This is a genomic window from Streptomyces fulvoviolaceus, assembly GCF_000718165.1.
Lineage (GTDB): Bacteria > Actinomycetota > Actinomycetes > Streptomycetales > Streptomycetaceae > Streptomyces > Streptomyces fulvoviolaceus.
In genome coordinates this window covers 114750-130803 of sequence record NZ_JOEY01000006.1, presented here as the reverse complement: position 1 = coordinate 130803, position 16054 = coordinate 114750, and the positions used below count along the sequence as shown (strand labels likewise).

Sequence of the window (16054 nt, the reverse complement as noted above, 5' to 3'; positions counted from 1 at the left end):
GCCCCCTCCGCGCCGCACGGAGGGGGCGGACCGGTTTGTGGTGAATCACCTTTGCGAGAGTTCACCTTTGCCGTGATTCCGCGCAACTCTCCCCAAGTCGACATCGCGCACCGAAACACTCCGGAACACCTCGGGTACTTTTCGTAGGCGATTTACTGGGCATCAATTCGGCACGTGCCGCGGGCAGTGACCGGGAACGGACGGTCAATTTCCGTTTCCGCTCGCTCCTTTGGCGGGCGATCAGTAGCCTCAGCTCGAACACCGGATCGCCTACGCCGTGGAGAGATAGATGGAGCGTCCCGCCTGGGCCCCCCGAAGCATCGACATCTCGGTGCCGAGCGTTTCGCGCATCTACGACTACTACCTGGGTGGTTCGCACAACTTCGAGGTCGACCGGGAAGCGGCCCGCAGGGCCATGGAGTTCATGCCGGGACTTCCGAAGATCATGCAGGCGAACCGGGCGTTCATGCGGCGTGCGGTGCGTTTCGCCGCCGACGAGGGCATCACCCAGTTCCTGGACGTCGGCTCCGGCATTCCGACCTTCGGCAACGTCCACGAGGTCGCCCAACAGGCCAGCCCCGGCGCACGCGTGGTGTACGTCGACCACGACCCGGTCGCCGTCGCGCACAGCCAGGCGGTCCTCGCGGGCAACGACGATGTCGGTGTCGTCGCGGCCGACCTCCGCAAGCCCCGGGAGATCCTGTCGAGCCCTGAAGTCGGCCAACTGATCGACCTGAACCGTCCGGTGGCCCTGCTCCTCGTTGCCATACTGCACTTCGTGGAAGACGCGGACGACCCCTACGGTGCGGTGGCCGAACTGCGCGACGCGCTCGCGCCCGGCAGCCTGCTGGTGCTCACGCATGCCTCGTACGAGGGAATCCCGCTGTCGCCGGAGCGGGCCGGGGGAGCGGTGGACGTATACAAGGACATTCGCAACCCGCTGATCATGCGCCCGCGCGAGGAGATCGCGCGGTTCTTCGAGGGGTACGACATGGTGGAACCCGGACTGGTGCCGATGCCGCGCTGGCGGCCGGAGACGGGGCCCGAGGCAAACGACGGCCCCGACGACGAGGACCCGTGGACCTTCTCCGGGTTCGCCGGCGTGGGGCGTACGGCATGAGCGCGGAGCCGGACGGGCCGGAGGACAGACTGCGCCGGTTCGCGACGATCTGGAGCCGGGCAGTGTTCCCGGTGACCTCGACGTCCTCGACCCGGCCGGAGTTCGAGGAGCAACTGCTCCCGCTGGCCCGGCGGTTGAGCGAGGCACTGCGGGCCAGGACCTTCGACGCGGACGAGGCGAAGGCCGTCGGCGCCGCCCTGGTCGCCGCGCACTGCACGGACCCGGACGCGCTGACCCGGTCGCTGGACTGCGTCGACGCCTACCTGGTGCTCTACTGCGGCGAGGAGAGCGCCCCCCAGGACGACCTGCGGACGCGGGCGTCACGCCTGCAGCACGCCATGGCGGCCGGCTACGCGCAGGCGCTGCGCGAGCGGACGCTGGCCGAGCAGGAGGCCATCGCACAGGCCGCGTTGCGGGCGCAGGGCGTGGTGGCCCAGGCCCTGCACGCGAGCGAGGCCCGCTTCCGCGCCGTCTTCGAGGGCGCCGCCATAGGGATCGGCATCGCCGACCTGGAGGGCAACGTCCTGCAGAGCAACGGCGCCCTGCTGCGCATGTTCGGCGGCTCCGAACAGGGCGTGCGCGGCCGCAGGTTCCAGGAGTGGACCCACCCCGACGACGCTCCCCAGACCTGGCGGCTCTACGAGGAGCTCGTACGCGGCGAGCGCGAGCACTACCACGTGGAGAAGGCGTTCTACCGCCCCGACGGAACGGTCCTGTGGACCAATCTGACCGTCTCCCTCCTGCGTGACGCCGACGGCAACCCCGAGTACCAGCTCGCCCTCATGGAGGACACCACCGAGCGGCGGCTGCTCAACCTCCGGCTGCGCTACGAGGCCACGCACGACGCGCTCACCGGACTGCCCAACCGCACGCTGTTCTTCGAACGCCTGGAGAAGGCGCTGAGCGCCGGCGAGGGCCAGCGGTTCGGCCTGTGCTATCTCGACCTGGACGGCTTCAAGACCATCAACGACAGCCTCGGCCACGCGGCCGGCGACCGGCTGCTCGTCGAGGTCGCCGACCGGCTCCAGTCCTGCGCGACCGCACCCGGAGAGATGGTCGCCCGGCTCGGCGGCGACGAGTTCGTGGCGCTCACCACCGGCCCCGACACCGAGGCCGAGGTCGACGAACTCGCGGCGCGCATCATGAACGTGCTGCTCGCCCCGGTCAGGATCGACGGCCGGGAGCTGACCGTGCGCGGCAGCATCGGCATCGTCGAGGGACCGGCGGGGGAGCGCGGCCCCGCGGAGGTGCTGCGCAGCGCCGACATCACCATGTACCGGGCCAAGTCGGCGGGCGGCAACCGCTTCGAGCTGGCCGACCCGGAGGCCGACGCCCGCGCGATCACCCGGCACGGACTGACCACGGCCCTGCCGGCCGCCCTGGAGCGCGGCGAGTTCTTCATCGAGTATCAGCCGCTGGTCCACCTCGGCGACGGCACCGTCCGCGGCGCCGAGGCCCTGGTGCGCTGGCTGCACCCGCAGCACGGCGTCCTCGGCCCCGACCAGTTCATCCCGCTGGCCGAGCACACCGGGCTGATCGTGCCGCTCGGCCGCTGGGTCCTGGAGCAGTCGGTGCGCCAGGCCCGCGACTGGCGCGAGCTCTACGGCGACGGCAGCCCCCTGCGCATCAACGTCAACCTCTCGCCCTGCCAGCTCACCCACCCCGGCCTGGTCCAGGACACGGTCGACATCCTGGAGCGCACCGGCGTCGAACCCGACGCGCTCTGCCTGGAGGTCACGGAGTCGGCGCTGATCGGCGCCGACGACGACCTGCTCAAGCCCCTGCGGCGCCTCGCCGAGATGGGCGTCGACATCGCCCTGGACGACTTCGGCACCGGCTACTCCAACCTCGCCAACCTCCGACGGCTGCCGGTGAGCATCCTCAAGCTGGACCGCTCCTTCACCCAGAGCATGCAGCAGTTCCCGGCGGACCCCGTCGACCTCAAGATCGTCGAAGGGATCGTTTCGCTTGCCCACAGCCTGAACCTCGCGGTGACGGTCGAGGGCGTCGAAACCGGGGCCCAGGCCGAGCAGTTGCGGATACTGGGCTGCGACACCGCGCAGGGCTGGTACTACGCCCGCCCGGGCCCGCCGGAGCGGCTGCACGAGCTGGCGCTGGTGGACGCGACGGGCTGAGGCAGGGGCTGAGGGAGCTTCAGGGGAGCGGGATCGAGCGCAGGGAGCGGTGGGCCCGGGCCTGGACGATCACCAGGCCCGTGTCGCCGCCGGGCACCATGAGCAAGGGGTGTTCGGCGCGCCTGGTCTGCGGATACGGCGGGGACATGCGCGCAGCGGCGGTTCCCGTGGCCTTCGGGCCCTCGTGCAGGTCGATCGTGATGACGCGTCCCCTGGTGGTCTTGTCGTTGCCCGGGGTGAAGGTCATGAACCGGCCGTCGGCCAGGGCGGCTTCCTCCGTCGTGGTGTAGTAGCTCCACAGCCTGCGCCCGTGGACGAGGTCGTACGCGTTCCAGTGGCCGGGCCCGGGGTCCTCCGCGCTGTCCTCGAACAGCACCAGCACTCCGTCGGGCGAGATGAGCCCGCGTTCGGGCTTTTCTCCGGTGTCCTCGGGCGTCGGCAAGGGCCGTAGCGTGACGGGATCCAGGCGCTTCAGCGGCGGGAAGACGTCCCCGGCCGAGATCGGGCTGCCGGCGCACACCAGGTAGTGCCCGCCGGAGATGAGCGTCGGGCACTCGGTGCTCTCGGGGCTGGTCGCCAGAGCCCTGCCGGTGCGGGCGTCGCGGGCGGTGACCCGGGTGCCGTCGGTGGTGTAGACGCGGCCGTCGAAGGCGGCGAGTCCCCCGGACGCGTCCGCGTCCGCGTCGAGCGTGTGATGCCACAGAGTCTTGCCGTCGGAGGCGCGGAGGGCACGGAGGACGATGGGCTCGGAGGTCGCGGCCGGCGTTTCGAGGACATAGACGGTGCTGTCCGCCGACGTGATCACGTCGGCGGTGCTGCCGTCTGCCAGCCGGTGCGTCCAAGCCGCCGTCCCCGTGCGGAGGTCGGCGGCACGTACCTCTTCGCCCACGCCGGTCACGGCCCGCTCGTCGGCCGCGTCGAGGACGAGTCCCGCGCTGTTTCCCTTGCCGGTCCCGGGAACGACCCAGGTGACCTCGCCGGTCGTCCGGGACCGCCCGACGAGACCGCCCGTGCTGGTGGCGCACACGGCCTGGTGAGCCGTCGCGCCGCAGTTGCCGCGGTCCTCCCGCACGAACACGCGGTTCTCCTGCACGGACAGGGGCACGGTCCACGTACGCCACGGCCCCGACACGGGGGAGGCGGAGCGCGGCGCGGTGGGGGCGGCCGGCGACGAGGCCGTCGTATGCCCGGAGTCGTCGGAGGGTGTGTTCCCCGCGCCTGAACACCCGGCCAGCAACAGCCCCATCAGTGCCGCGCCCACCACACGTACCTGCCGCATGTGCACCCCCGTACGAGAACGCACCATGCTACGGCGACGGTTCAGCGCTCCAGCAGCATCCGCTGCAACTCCCGCGCCGCCCGCGGCGGAGCCACGTCGCTGCGGTGAGCGAGCGCGATCGTCCGGTGCAGCCCCGGCCGGGCCAGCGGCGTCACCCGCAGCCCGCGCCCCGACCGGGCGGCCACCATCCGCGGTACGACGGCCACCCCGAGCCCCGCCCGTACGAAGCCCAGCACAGCGTCCATCTCGCCGCCCTCGACCGCGAAGTCCGGCTCGAAGCCCTCGGCGCGGCAGGCGGCGACGGTCAGTTCCCGCAGGTCGTAGCCGTGGCGGAACATCACCAGGCGCTCGCCCTCGAGGTCGGCGACCTGGACGGTGCGCTGCCCTCGGCCGGGCTTCGGGGCGTCCGGGGAGGAGACCACGACCAGGTCCTCGCGGAGCAGTTCCACCGTGGTGAGCGCGGGGGAGGGCGTGGGCAGGGGCAGGACGACCAGGGCCAGGTCGAGGGCGCCGCGGGCGAGCTCCCGTACGAGGTCGTGGGAGCCGCCCTCCTCGATCAGCAGCCGGATGCCGGGATAGCGGTCGTGGAAGGCGCGCAGCACGTCCGGCAGCAGGCCGGTGCACAGACTCGGGGTCGCGCCCAACCGGACCCGGCCGCTGCGGAGTTGGACCAGCTCCAGCACCTCGTGCCGGGCCGTGTCCGCGTCGGCGAGGATCCGGCGGGCCAGTGGCAGCAGTGCCTCGCCCGCGTCGGTGAGCGTGATGTTGCCCCGGGCCCGCTGGAACAGATCGGCGCCGAGCTCCCGCTCAAGGGCCTTGATCTGCTGCGACAGCGAGGGCTGCGCGACATGGACCAGGTCGGCGGCCCGGGTGAAGTGCCGGGTCTCGGCGACCGCCACGAAGTACTGGAGCTGTTGGAACTGCACCCGGCCATCATAGGATCTCTCTATTGAAACGAGCCGGACCATGTCTTGGACCGATGGGGTGGTTCGGCCCTAGCGTCTTGAGTCATGGCTCTGGCAACGCGGACGGACCGACGACCGTCCATGGCACGTACCGTGTGGGACTCCTCCGTCGGCAAGAAGACCGTGATGGCCGTCAGCGGCCTGATCATGCTGCTGTACCTGGTCGTCCACATGATCGGAAACCTGAAGATCTTCTTCGGGGCGGGCGAGTTCAACCATTACGCGCACTGGCTGCGCACCGTGGGCGAGCCGTTCATGCACTACGAGTGGACGCTGTGGCTCATCCGCGTCGTGCTGGTGGTCGCGGTCGTCGCGCACGCCACCTCGGCGTACCAGCTCAGCCGCCGCGACATCAGTGCGCGGCCCAGCAAGTACGTCCACAAGAAGGCGCGGGCAAGCTACGCGACGCGCACCATGCGCTGGGGCGGGATCATCCTCGGCCTGTTCATCGTGTGGCACATCCTGGACCTGACGACCGGCACCGTGCACCCGGGCGGTTTCCAGGAGGGGCACCCGTACCAGAACGTCGTGGACACCTTCTCCACCTGGTACGGCAACGTCATCTACATCGTCGCGATGCTCGCGCTCGGCCTGCACATCCGGCACGGCTTCTGGAGCGCCGCCCAGACCCTCGGCGTCGGCAGCCGGGCCCGCGACCGCGCCCTGAAGACCGTCGCCAACGTCCTCGCGCTGCTGCTCACGGCCGGCTTCATCGCCGTACCCGTGGGCGTCATGACCGGAGTGGTGAGCTGAAGATGACTGCTGAATACGCGGACTACGCGACCGGCGAACCGGTCGGCGACCCCAAGGCCCCTTCCGGACCCGTCAACGAGCGCTGGGACAAGCGCCGTTTCGAGGCCAAGCTGGTCAACCCCGCCAACCGGCGCAAGCACACGGTGATCGTCGTGGGGACGGGCCTGGCCGGCGGCTCCGCGGGCGCCACGCTCGCCGAACAGGGCTACCACGTCGTCCAGTTCTGCTACCAGGACTCCCCGCGTCGCGCCCACTCGATCGCCGCGCAGGGCGGCATCAACGCGGCGAAGAACTACCGCAACGACGGCGACTCGGTCCACCGGCTGTTCTACGACACCGTCAAGGGCGGCGACTTCAGGGCGCGGGAGTCCAACGTCCATCGCCTGGCGCAGATCTCGGTGGAGATCATCGACCAGTGCGTGGCGCAGGGCGTGCCCTTCGCGCGGGAGTACGGCGGACTGCTCGACACCCGGTCCTTCGGTGGCGTGCAGGTCTCGCGGACCTTCTACGCCCGTGGCCAGACGGGTCAGCAGCTGCTGCTCGGCGCGTATCAGGCCCTCAGCAGGCAGATCGCCGCGGGGAACATCGAGATGCATCCGCGCACCGAGATGCTCGACCTGATCGTCATCGACGGGAAGGCGCGCGGGATCGTGGCGCGCGATCTCATCACCGGTCGCATCGACACCTACTTCGCGGACGCCGTCGTACTCGCCAGCGGTGGTTACGGCAACGTCTTCTACCTGTCGACGAACGCCATGAACTCCAACGCCACCGCGATCTGGCGGGCCCACCGGCGCGGCGCCTACTTCGCCAACCCCTGCTTCACACAGATCCATCCGACCTGCATCCCGCGCACCGGCGACCACCAGTCCAAGCTCACGCTGATGAGCGAGTCGCTGCGCAACGACGGCCGGATCTGGGTGCCCAAGGCCAAGGGCGACGACCGGCCGGCGAACAAGATCCCCGAGGATGAGCGCGACTACTACCTGGAGCGCATCTACCCGGCCTTCGGCAACCTGGTCCCGCGTGACATCGCCTCCCGCGCCGCGAAGAACGTCTGCGACGAGGGCCGGGGAGTGGGCCCCGGCGGGCAGGGCGTCTACCTGGACTTCGCCGACGCCATCAAGCGCATGGGGCGCAAGGCCGTGGAGGCGAAGTACGGCAACCTCTTCGACATGTACCAGCGGATCACCGACGAGGATCCGTACGCGGTGCCGATGCGCATCTACCCGGCCGTGCACTACACGATGGGCGGGCTGTGGGTCGACTACGACCTCCAGACCACCGTCCCCGGCCTGTTCGCGATCGGCGAGGCCAACTTCTCCGACCACGGGGCCAACCGGCTCGGCGCCTCCGCGCTGATGCAGGGCCTCGCCGACGGCTACTTCGTGCTGCCGGCGACCATCAACGACTACCTCGCCCGCAACCCGCACCACGAGGCGGTCACCGCCGAACACCCCGTCGTGCAGGAGGCGTTGGCGGAGACGGAGGACCGACTGAATCTGCTGTTGTCCGTCGACGGCGACCGCACCCCCGACTCCTTCCACCGCGAAGTCGGCGAACTCATGTGGGAGTTCTGCGGCATGGCCCGCACCGACAGCGGGCTGCGCAAGGCGCTGGAGCGCATCCCGCAGATCCGCGAGGAGTTCTGGCGGCGCATCAAGGTCCCGGGCACCGGCGAGGAGTTCAACCAGTCCCTGGAGAAGGCCAACCGGGTCGTCGACTACCTCGAGCTCGCCGAGCTCATGTGCCTCGACGCGCTGCACCGCGTCGAGTCCTGCGGCGGCCACTTCCGCGAGGAGTCGCAGACGCCCGACGGAGAAGCGGCCCGCAGGGACGAGGAGTTCGCGTACGCGGCCGCGTGGGAGTTCACCAACACCGGCTCGGCTCCCGTCCTGCACAAGGAAGACCTGGTCTTCGAGTACGTCCACCCCACTCAGCGGAGCTACGCATGAAGCTCACCCTGCGCGTCTGGCGGCAGAAGAACGCCGACGCCGACGGCACCATGTCCACGTACGAGGTGGACGGCATCTCCTCCGACATGTCCTTCCTGGAGATGCTGGACACCCTCAACGAGGAGCTCATCCTCCGCGGTGAGGACCCGGTGGCCTTCGACCACGACTGCCGCGAGGGCATCTGCGGCGCGTGCTCCCTCGTCATCAACGGGGACGCGCACGGGCCCGAGCGCACCACGACCTGTCAGCTGCACATGCGGTCCTTCAAGGACGGCGACACGATCGACATCGAGCCGTGGCGGGCGTCGGCGTTCCCGGTGATCAAGGACCTGGTGGTGGACCGGTCGGCGTTCGACCGGATCATCCAGGCGGGTGGGTACATCTCCGCGCCCACCGGGGCCGCACCGGAGGCGCATGCGACCCCGGTACCGAAGCCGGACGCCGACTTCGCGTTCGAGCACGCGGAGTGCATCGGCTGCGGGGCGTGCGTGGCGGCCTGCCCCAACGGCGCGGCCATGCTGTTCACGTCCGCCAAGGTCAACCACCTCAACGTGCTCCCGCAGGGGGCGCCGGAGCGGGAGACGCGGGTGCTGGACATGGTGGCGCAGATGGACGACGAAGGATTCGGGGGGTGCACGCTCGCCGGGGAGTGCGCCACCGCGTGCCCGAAGGGCATCCCGCTGGTCTCCATCACGAGCATGAACAAGGAGTGGCTGCGGGCTGCCCGGCGGGCGGCTAAGCGGTAGCGCCGTTCGCCGTTGGGGAAGCGGCTGTCGGGCGGCTGCGGGTCGTTTGTGGCTGGTCGCGCAGTTCCCCGCGCCCCTAGGGGGTTGCACCAAACGTTCGCCGAAAGGGTGCGGACGGGCGGGGCCGGGAGTGGTGCTCACACCCGGCCCCGTCTCGCTTCTCCGTGGGGCGCCCCTGGCATTCAACAACCCCACATCCACTCTCCCGGCACTCGTCATGCGCCGGTCAGCCGGGATCGGAAGAACAGGAGCGGCGGCACCGCTCGCCGCCTCCGGCCCGTGACCAGGAGAGTGCCATGACCGGCGTTACGACGCTCGACCGTCCCCCGCAGCCCGCCGCGCCCACCCGCTACACCGTCACCCTCGCCCGCGACGAGGCCGATGTGCGGGCCGCGCAGCGGCTGCGGCACGACGTGTTCGCCCTGGAGATGGGTGCCCTGCTGTCGACTCCGGAACCGGGGCTCGACATCGACGGCTTCGACGCCTACTGCGACCACCTGCTCGTGCGCGACACCGTGACCGGCCAGGTCGTCGGGACGTACCGGCTGCTGCCCCCGGAGCGGGCCGCGGTCGCCGGACGGCTGTACTCGGAGGGCGAGTTCGACCTCGCCCCGCTCGACGCGATCCGGCCCGGGCTCGTCGAGGTCGGCCGGTCCTGCGTGCACCCCGACCACCGGGACGGCGCGGTGATCGGACTCATCTGGGCGGGTATCGCCCGCTACATGGTGGACCGCGGCCACGAGTGGCTGGCGGGCTGCTGCTCCATCCCGCTCGCCGACGGCGGCCTCCTCGCGACCGGCACGTGGGACCGGGTGCGGGACAAGCACCTGGCTCCCCAGGAGTTCCGTGTACGTCCGCTGCTGCCGTGGGTGCCGGGCAACGAGACGCCCGCCGGCCGCACCGAACTGCCCCCGCTGCTGCGCGGCTACCTCCGCCTCGGCGCCTGGGTGTGCGGGCAGCCCGCCCACGACCCTGACTTCGGGGTCGCCGACCTGTACGTGCTGCTGTCGATGCGTCGCGTCAACGCGCGCTATCTGCGGCACTTCCTCTCTCTCGTACCGTCCTGATGAGCGTCTGGCTGCCCGGCGCGCCCTGCACCCCCGGGGCGTGCGTGGAACCGACGGGGTCCGTGACCGCCGTACCGCGTGCCGTGCTGCGGCTCACGGCGGTCGTGGTCCTGGTCGTCGCGGGGGTCGCACTCACGCCGCTCGGCGGGCTGATCCCCGCCGGGCTGGTGCGGCGCTGGTGCCGGTGGATCGTGCGGGCGGCGGGAGTGCAGGTCCGCGTCACCGGGCCCGCCGCGCCCGCCGGCGGACTGCTGCTGGTCGCCAACCACATCTCCTGGCTGGACATACCGCTGCTCGGCGCCGTACGCCCCGCCCGGATGCTCGCCAAGTCCGAGATCCGCCAGTGGCCCGTGGCGGGGCCGATGGTCGCGCGCGGCGGTGTGCTGTTCATCGAGCGGGACCGGCTGCGCGCCCTGCCCGACACGGTCGCCCGTATCGCGGAGGCACTGCGCGCGGGGCAGGCGGTCGCGGTCTTCCCCGAGGGCAGCACCTGGTGCGGCCGCGCCCAGGGACACTTCCGCCGGGCCGTCTTCCAGGCCGCGCTCGACGCACACGTTCCCGTCCAGCCCGTACACATCCACTACCGCACCGCCCACGGGGCGGCCAGCACCGCACCGGCCTTCGTCGGCGAGGACACGCTGTTCACCTCGCTGTGGAGGGTGGTGTCGGCGCGGGGGCTGGTGGCGGAGGTCGAGACACGGGACGTCATCGCGCCGGGCGCCCACCCCGACCGTCGCTCACTGGCCAGGGCCGCGCAGCCGGTGACGCGGGCCCATTCGGTCGCCTAAGGCGCGAGGACAAGAGACGCCAGCGCCAGCGCCAGGAAGCTGCCGGGCCACGCGATGCTGTGGAACACGCGGGCACGGAGGTGCACGGCAACCGCGCAGGCGAAGAGCAGGACCAGCCCTGTCGCCGCCGCGACCCCGACGACCGGAACACCGAGGAGCCCCAGCACAAGCCCGGCCGCTCCTACGAGCTTGAGCACGGCGAGCAACGGCAGCCGCCGCTTCGGGATGCCCACCTCGGCCATGTTGCCGAGGACGAACCGGGCCCGCGCGAAGTCCGCCGAGGCGATGGAGACGTTGGCCACGATGGTGAGGACGGTGACGATCACATACGTCGTGGACATGGCCTCCCCCTCCGGTCGGGGACCGACAGGGTCGCCCGTCCCTCGGGACCAGCTTCCCCGCACTCAGCCGCCCGCGGCCAGAGTCCGTGCCAGATACGGCGCCGTCGCGCTCCCCTCCGCCCGTGCCGTCTCCGCCGGCGTCCCCGCCACGACGATCCGTCCGCCCGCGTCACCGCCGCCCGGTCCCAGGTCGATCACCCAGTCGGCGTCCGCGACGACGGACATGTCGTGCTCGACGACGATCACGGTGTGCCCGGCGTCGACGAGACCGTGCAACTGCCGCATCAGGACCTCGACATCGGCCGGATGAAGTCCCGTCGTGGGCTCGTCGAGGAGATAGAGCGTGTGGCCGCGCCGCACCCGCTGCAGCTCGCTCGCCAGCTTGATGCGCTGCGCCTCGCCGCCGGACAGTTCGGTGGCGGGCTGACCTAGGTGCAGATAGCCGAGCCCCACGTCGAGCAGCGTGCTGAGGCTGCGGGCCACGGCCGGGGTGTCCGCGAAGAACTCCGCCGCTGTCTCCACGGTGAGGTCCAGCACCTGCGCGATGTTCCGTCCGCGGTACGTCACTTCGAGCGTGTCGGGGTTGTAGCGGGCCCCGCCGCAGTCCGGGCACGGCGCGTAGGTGCTCGGCAGGAAGAGCAGCTCGACGCTGACGAAGCCCTCGCCCTGGCAGGTTTCGCAGCGCCCGCCCGCCACGTTGAAGGAGAACCGGCCGACGCCGAAGCCGCGTTCGCGTGCCGCGTCGGTGGCCGCGAACACCTTCCGCACGACGTCGAAGAGGCCGGTGTACGTCGCCAGATTCGAGCGCGGGGTGCGTCCGATCGGCTTCTGGTCGACCGAGACCAGACGGCCGACCCCCGCCAGATCCTCCGTGATCTCGCCGATCAGCGTGGACTTCCCGGACCCGGAGACGCCGGTCACCGCGGTGAACACGCCGAGCGGGAACTCGGCCGTCACTGCGCGCAGGTTGTGCCGGGTGACCGGACCGACCTTCAACTGGCCGCGTGGTGTGCGTACTTGGCGTACGGGCGCGGGGGAGCGGTCGAACAGGAAGCGGGCCGTGGCGGACTCCGTGACGCCGGCGAGCTCTGCCACCGGCCCGCTGTGCAGCACACGCCCGCCGTGCTCACCGGCCAACGGCCCCACGTCCACGAGCCAGTCGGCGCCGCGTACGACGTCGAGGTGGTGCTCCACCACGAACACCGAGTTCCCGGCCGCCTTCAGCCGCTCCAGCACCGTCAGCAGCGCCTCCGTGTCCGCCGGGTGCAGTCCGGCGGACGGCTCGTCGAGGACGTACACGACCCCGAACAGCCCGGAGCGCAGCTGGGTCGCGAGCCGCAGCCGCTGCAGTTCGCCCGCCGAGAGGGTGGGGGTCGCGCGGTTGAGGCTGAGGTAGCCGAGGCCGAGTTCGACGACGGGGGCGATACGGGACTTGAGGTCGTCGGTGAGGACGCGCGCGGTCTCCGATGTGCCCTTCAGCGTTTCTGACAGCTCGGTGAGCGGCAGCGCCGCCAGCTCGGCGATCGTCCGCCCCCCGAAGGTCACCGCCAGCGCCTCCGGCCGCAGCCTGCTGCCGCCGCAGGCCGGGCAGGGCGCACTGGTGAGGAACCGCTCCGCCTTCGCCCGCAGCGTCGGGCTCTTGGAGTCCGAGAAGGTCTTCATGACGTACCGCCGGGCGCTCATGTACGTGCCCTGGTACGGCCGTTGGATGCGGTCCGCGTCCCGCACCGGGTGGACGGTGACCACCGGCTGCTCGTCGGTGAACAGGATCCACTCCCGCTGATCGGCGGGCAGTTCACGCCAGGGCCGGTCCACGTCGTACCCGAGCGTGTCGAGGATGTCCCGCAGGTTCTTGCCCTGCCAGGCCCCCGGCCACGCGGCGACCGCGCCCTCCCGGATCGACAGCGACGGGTCGGGGACCAGCGACTGCTCGGTCGTACGGTGGACCCGGCCGAGCCCATGGCACTCCGGACAGGCCCCGGCCGCCGTGTTCGCGGAGAAGGCGTCCGAGTCGAGCCGCTCGGCCCCCGGCGGGTAGTCGCCCGCGCGGGAGAACAGCATGCGCAGGGAGTTCGAGAGGTTGGTGACCGTGCCGACGGACGAGCGGGACGACGGCGTCGAGCGCCGCTGCTGGAGCGAGACGGCAGGCGGCAGGCCGCTGATCTCCCCGACCTTCGGCGCCCCGACCTGGTGGATGAGCCGTCGCGCGTACGGCGCTACCGACTCGAAGTACCGCCGCTGTGCCTCCGCGTAGATCGTCCCGAACGCCAGCGACGACTTCCCCGACCCGGACACGCCTGTGAACACGGTCAACACGTCCCGCGGGATGTCGACGTCCACGCCCTTCAGGTTGTGCTCGCGGGCGTCGCGGACGCGGACATACGGGTCATGGGCGTTGTGCATGAGGGGGAACTCTAGTCGGAGACGATCGTGGCCAGCCGCCGGTAGGAGTCCAGCAGTGCGTCACGGTCGTACGTGCTGGTGGTGACCAGCACCTCCTGTGCCCCCGTCTCCTTCAGCACCGTCTCCAGCTCGTGGGCGACCTGCTCCTCGGTGCCGGCGATGTGCCCGGCGAGGCCGGACTCGTAGAAGCCGCGCTCCTTTGCGGTCATCGTGAGCCCCTCGACGCGCTCGGCGGGCGGCAGGGGCGGGAAGGTGCCGTGGGTGCGGGAGTACGCCATTGACCAGGCCTCCGGGACCAGCAGCCGACGCGCCTCCTCGGGCGTGGCGGCGACCGCGACCGTGCCGGAGATGACGACGTACGGCTCCCGCGCCCAGAGGGAGGGGCGGAACCGGTCGCGGTAGTGGTCGATGCCGCGCTGCATCTTCTCGCGGTTCCTGAGGTCGCCGATGACCATCGGCAGGCCCGCGCGGGCCGCGATCCCGGCGCCCTCGCCCATGGCCAGCACGAACGGAGGCACGGTCAGGCCCTCGGCGGGGCGGGCGTGCACCCGGGTCGGGGACGTCCCGCGGAACCAGCCGAGCAGTTCGTCCAGCTGCCCGGCGAAGTCGTCGGCGTCGTCCTTGTCGCGCCCCAGCGCCTTGCGCACGCCGTCCGTGAAGCCCACGGATCTGCCCAGACCCATGTCGATCCGCCCGGGGAAGAGGGACTCCAGCACCCCGAACTGCTCGGCCACCACCAGGGGTTGGTGGTTGGGCAGCATCACCCCGCCCGTACCGACCCGGATCGACCGCGTCGCGGCGGCCACGGCGGCGGCCAGCACGGTCGGCGCGGAACCGGCGACCCCGGGCACCCCGTGATGCTCCGAGACCCACAACCGGTGGTAGCCGAGTCCCTCCAGCTCCCGCGCCAGCCGCACGGTGTCACGCAGCGCCTCCGCGTCCGTGTGACCCTCGCGGGTACGGGAGCGGTCGAGGACGGAGAAGCGGGTCGAGGCGGTCACGGAGCTCATGCAGGGTTCAACACCTGGGAGCCCGCAGGATTCCTCAGGGCGCGATGTTGTGGTTCAGATGGAAGAGATTGCCCGGGTCGTAGTGCCGCTTCATGGCCGTCAGACGGGCGAGGTTACCGCGGTAGTTCGCTCCCACCCGGTCCTGGTCGTCGCCGTCCATGAAGTTCACGTAGCCGCCCTCCATGGAGTGCGGTGCGAGCGCCCCGTGGAATGCGCGGACCCAGCCCTTGTGGGCGTCGCACTCCTCACGGGTGGTGAGGGTCGGGCTGAGCGCGATCGAGAAGTCGGCGTCCCGGTAGGAGAACGCCGTGTCCTCGGGACGGACCCGGTGGCAGGCCCCGTCGATGGGGAAGACGACCGTCACGCTCTGGATCGACGGGGTCGTGGGGCCGTACTCGACGAACGCGTCGATGACACCGTCCGGCAGCCCCTGGGTGAAGGCGCCCTTCCAGTAGTGGTGGAGACCGGCGGGCACGAGGTCGTCGAAGAGGGTGTTGATCACCGGGTACGGCATGCGCTCCAGGTGCCGGCCCACCACCGGTCCGAGGGCGTCGAGACGCTCGCGGATCCGGTCGTCCTCGGCCTCGGGGCCGGTCCAGCAGGCGACCACGCCGCACAGCGGGCGGCCGTGCCAGCGCTCGGGCAGGAACGGCACAGGAGGTCCGAGGCCTACGACGAGCAGCGCGCCGAGCCGCTCGTCGGACTCGGCGACCAGCTCCCGGTAGCGGCGGATCACGTCGGCGTCGAGCGGGTAGAACGTCGGACCGCCGAGGATGTCGGCGATGGGGTGCAGCCGGGAGGCGAAGGACGTGACGACCCCGAAGTTCCCGCCGCCCCCGCGCACCGCCCACAGCAGGTCGCTGTGCTGCTCGTCCGTGCAGGTCAGGAAGGATCCGTCGGCCGTCACCAGGTCGACCGAGGCCAGGTTGTCGCAGGCCAGACCGCAGCGCCGGGCCAGGTATCCCATGCCGCCGCCCGTCGTCAGGCCGCCCACCCCGGTGGTGGAGACGACCCCGCCGGTGGTGGCCAGGCCGAAGGCGTGCGTGGCGTGGTTGACGTCCGCCCAGGTGCAGCCGCCCTCCACCCAGGCCGTGCGGGCGTCGGGGTCGACCCGGATCCCGCGCATCCGCCCGAGGTCGAGGACGACCCCGCCGTCGCAGGTCCCGTAGCCGGGAACGCTGTGGCTGCCGCCGCGTACCGCGAGCGTCAGGCCCTGGTCGCGGGCGAAGTCCACCGTGGCGATGACATCGCCCGCGTCGACGGCCTGCACGACGATCGCGGGCCGCTTGTCGTGCATGGCGTTGTAGACCTTGCGCGCCTCGTCGTAGTCCGGGTCGCCGGGCTCGACGAGGTCGCCGCGCACGGCCCCGCGCAGCCGGTCCAGCAGCTTGTGGTCGAGGATGGGTGTGGAGGTGGTCATGGCCGCCACCTGCTTTCCGTGCTCTCCGTGGGTTGGGCTCACACCACCGGTCTACGCCGGTGGCGAGGCGTG

Annotated in this window: 13 protein-coding genes; 7 read left to right on the top strand and 6 right to left on the bottom strand. The window is 71.1% G+C overall.

Going from position 1 to position 16054, the window contains the following annotated elements; all coding sequences use genetic code 11:
• The first annotated feature begins 289 nt into the window (after positions 1-289).
• Both IG08_RS0108190 and IG08_RS0108185 read left to right on the top strand, forming a co-directional pair.
• Positions 290-1120: an SAM-dependent methyltransferase gene (locus IG08_RS0108190; RefSeq protein WP_030598181.1), complete on the top strand. Its 831-nt coding sequence runs from the start codon at positions 290-292 to the stop codon at positions 1118-1120.
• Positions 1117-3255, top strand: a complete 2139-nt coding sequence (locus IG08_RS0108185; RefSeq protein ID WP_030598178.1) for a putative bifunctional diguanylate cyclase/phosphodiesterase — start codon at positions 1117-1119, stop codon at positions 3253-3255. Before IG08_RS0108190 ends, IG08_RS0108185 begins: the two co-directional genes overlap by 4 nt.
• 19 nt (positions 3256-3274) lie before the next feature.
• On the opposite strand, the gene IG08_RS0108180 is transcribed toward IG08_RS0108185, so the two are convergent.
• Positions 3275-4534, bottom strand: a complete 1260-nt coding sequence (locus IG08_RS0108180) for an outer membrane protein assembly factor BamB family protein (protein ID WP_030598176.1) — start codon at positions 4532-4534, stop codon at positions 3275-3277.
• Between the two features lie 41 nt (positions 4535-4575).
• Positions 4576-5460: a LysR family transcriptional regulator gene (locus tag IG08_RS0108175; RefSeq protein ID WP_030598173.1), complete on the bottom strand. Its 885-nt coding sequence runs from the start codon at positions 5458-5460 to the stop codon at positions 4576-4578.
• A gap of 120 nt (positions 5461-5580) precedes the next feature.
• Between IG08_RS0108175 and IG08_RS0108170 the strand changes: the two genes are divergently transcribed.
• The 5 genes from IG08_RS0108170 (at position 5581) to IG08_RS0108150 (ending at position 10808) form a co-directional block, all read left to right on the top strand.
• A complete protein-coding gene (locus IG08_RS0108170) occupies positions 5581-6252 on the top strand; it encodes a succinate dehydrogenase (RefSeq protein WP_030598170.1) in 672 nt (223 codons plus the stop codon).
• A 2-nt stretch (positions 6253-6254) separates the two neighbouring features.
• Positions 6255-8207: a fumarate reductase/succinate dehydrogenase flavoprotein subunit gene (locus IG08_RS0108165; protein ID WP_030598168.1), complete on the top strand. Its 1953-nt coding sequence runs from the start codon at positions 6255-6257 to the stop codon at positions 8205-8207.
• Positions 8204-8953: a succinate dehydrogenase/fumarate reductase iron-sulfur subunit gene (locus IG08_RS0108160; protein WP_030598163.1), complete on the top strand. Its 750-nt coding sequence runs from the start codon at positions 8204-8206 to the stop codon at positions 8951-8953. Before IG08_RS0108165 ends, IG08_RS0108160 begins: the two co-directional genes overlap by 4 nt.
• Before the next feature lie 296 nt (positions 8954-9249).
• A complete protein-coding gene (locus tag IG08_RS0108155) occupies positions 9250-10020 on the top strand; it encodes a GNAT family N-acetyltransferase (protein ID WP_030598160.1) in 771 nt (256 codons plus the stop codon).
• On the top strand, positions 10020-10808 hold the full coding sequence (locus IG08_RS0108150) for a lysophospholipid acyltransferase family protein (protein WP_030598156.1): 789 nt from the start codon (positions 10020-10022) through the stop codon (positions 10806-10808). The genes IG08_RS0108155 and IG08_RS0108150 overlap by 1 nt, the downstream gene beginning before the upstream one ends.
• On the opposite strand, the gene IG08_RS0108145 is transcribed toward IG08_RS0108150, so the two are convergent.
• The 4 genes from IG08_RS0108145 to IG08_RS0108130 all read right to left on the bottom strand — a co-directional run bounded on the left by IG08_RS0108145 (position 10805) and on the right by IG08_RS0108130 (position 15982).
• On the bottom strand, positions 10805-11149 hold the full coding sequence (locus tag IG08_RS0108145; protein WP_030598153.1) for a DoxX family protein: 345 nt from the start codon (positions 11147-11149) through the stop codon (positions 10805-10807). The two genes, IG08_RS0108150 and IG08_RS0108145, sit on opposite strands and share 4 nt — an antisense overlap.
• A gap of 63 nt (positions 11150-11212) precedes the next feature.
• Positions 11213-13552, bottom strand: coding sequence for an ATP-binding cassette domain-containing protein (locus IG08_RS0108140; RefSeq protein WP_030598151.1), 2340 nt, complete (start codon positions 13550-13552; stop codon positions 11213-11215).
• A gap of 11 nt (positions 13553-13563) precedes the next feature.
• Entirely contained in the window at positions 13564-14562 is a 999-nt protein-coding gene (locus IG08_RS0108135) for an LLM class flavin-dependent oxidoreductase (RefSeq protein ID WP_030598149.1), read from the bottom strand.
• A 34-nt stretch (positions 14563-14596) separates the two neighbouring features.
• The gene (locus IG08_RS0108130; RefSeq protein ID WP_030598148.1) at positions 14597-15982 is read right to left on the bottom strand and encodes an FAD-binding oxidoreductase; all 1386 of its coding nucleotides are present in this window, start codon (positions 15980-15982) and stop codon (positions 14597-14599) included.
• Between the last annotated feature and the right edge of the window lie 72 nt (positions 15983-16054).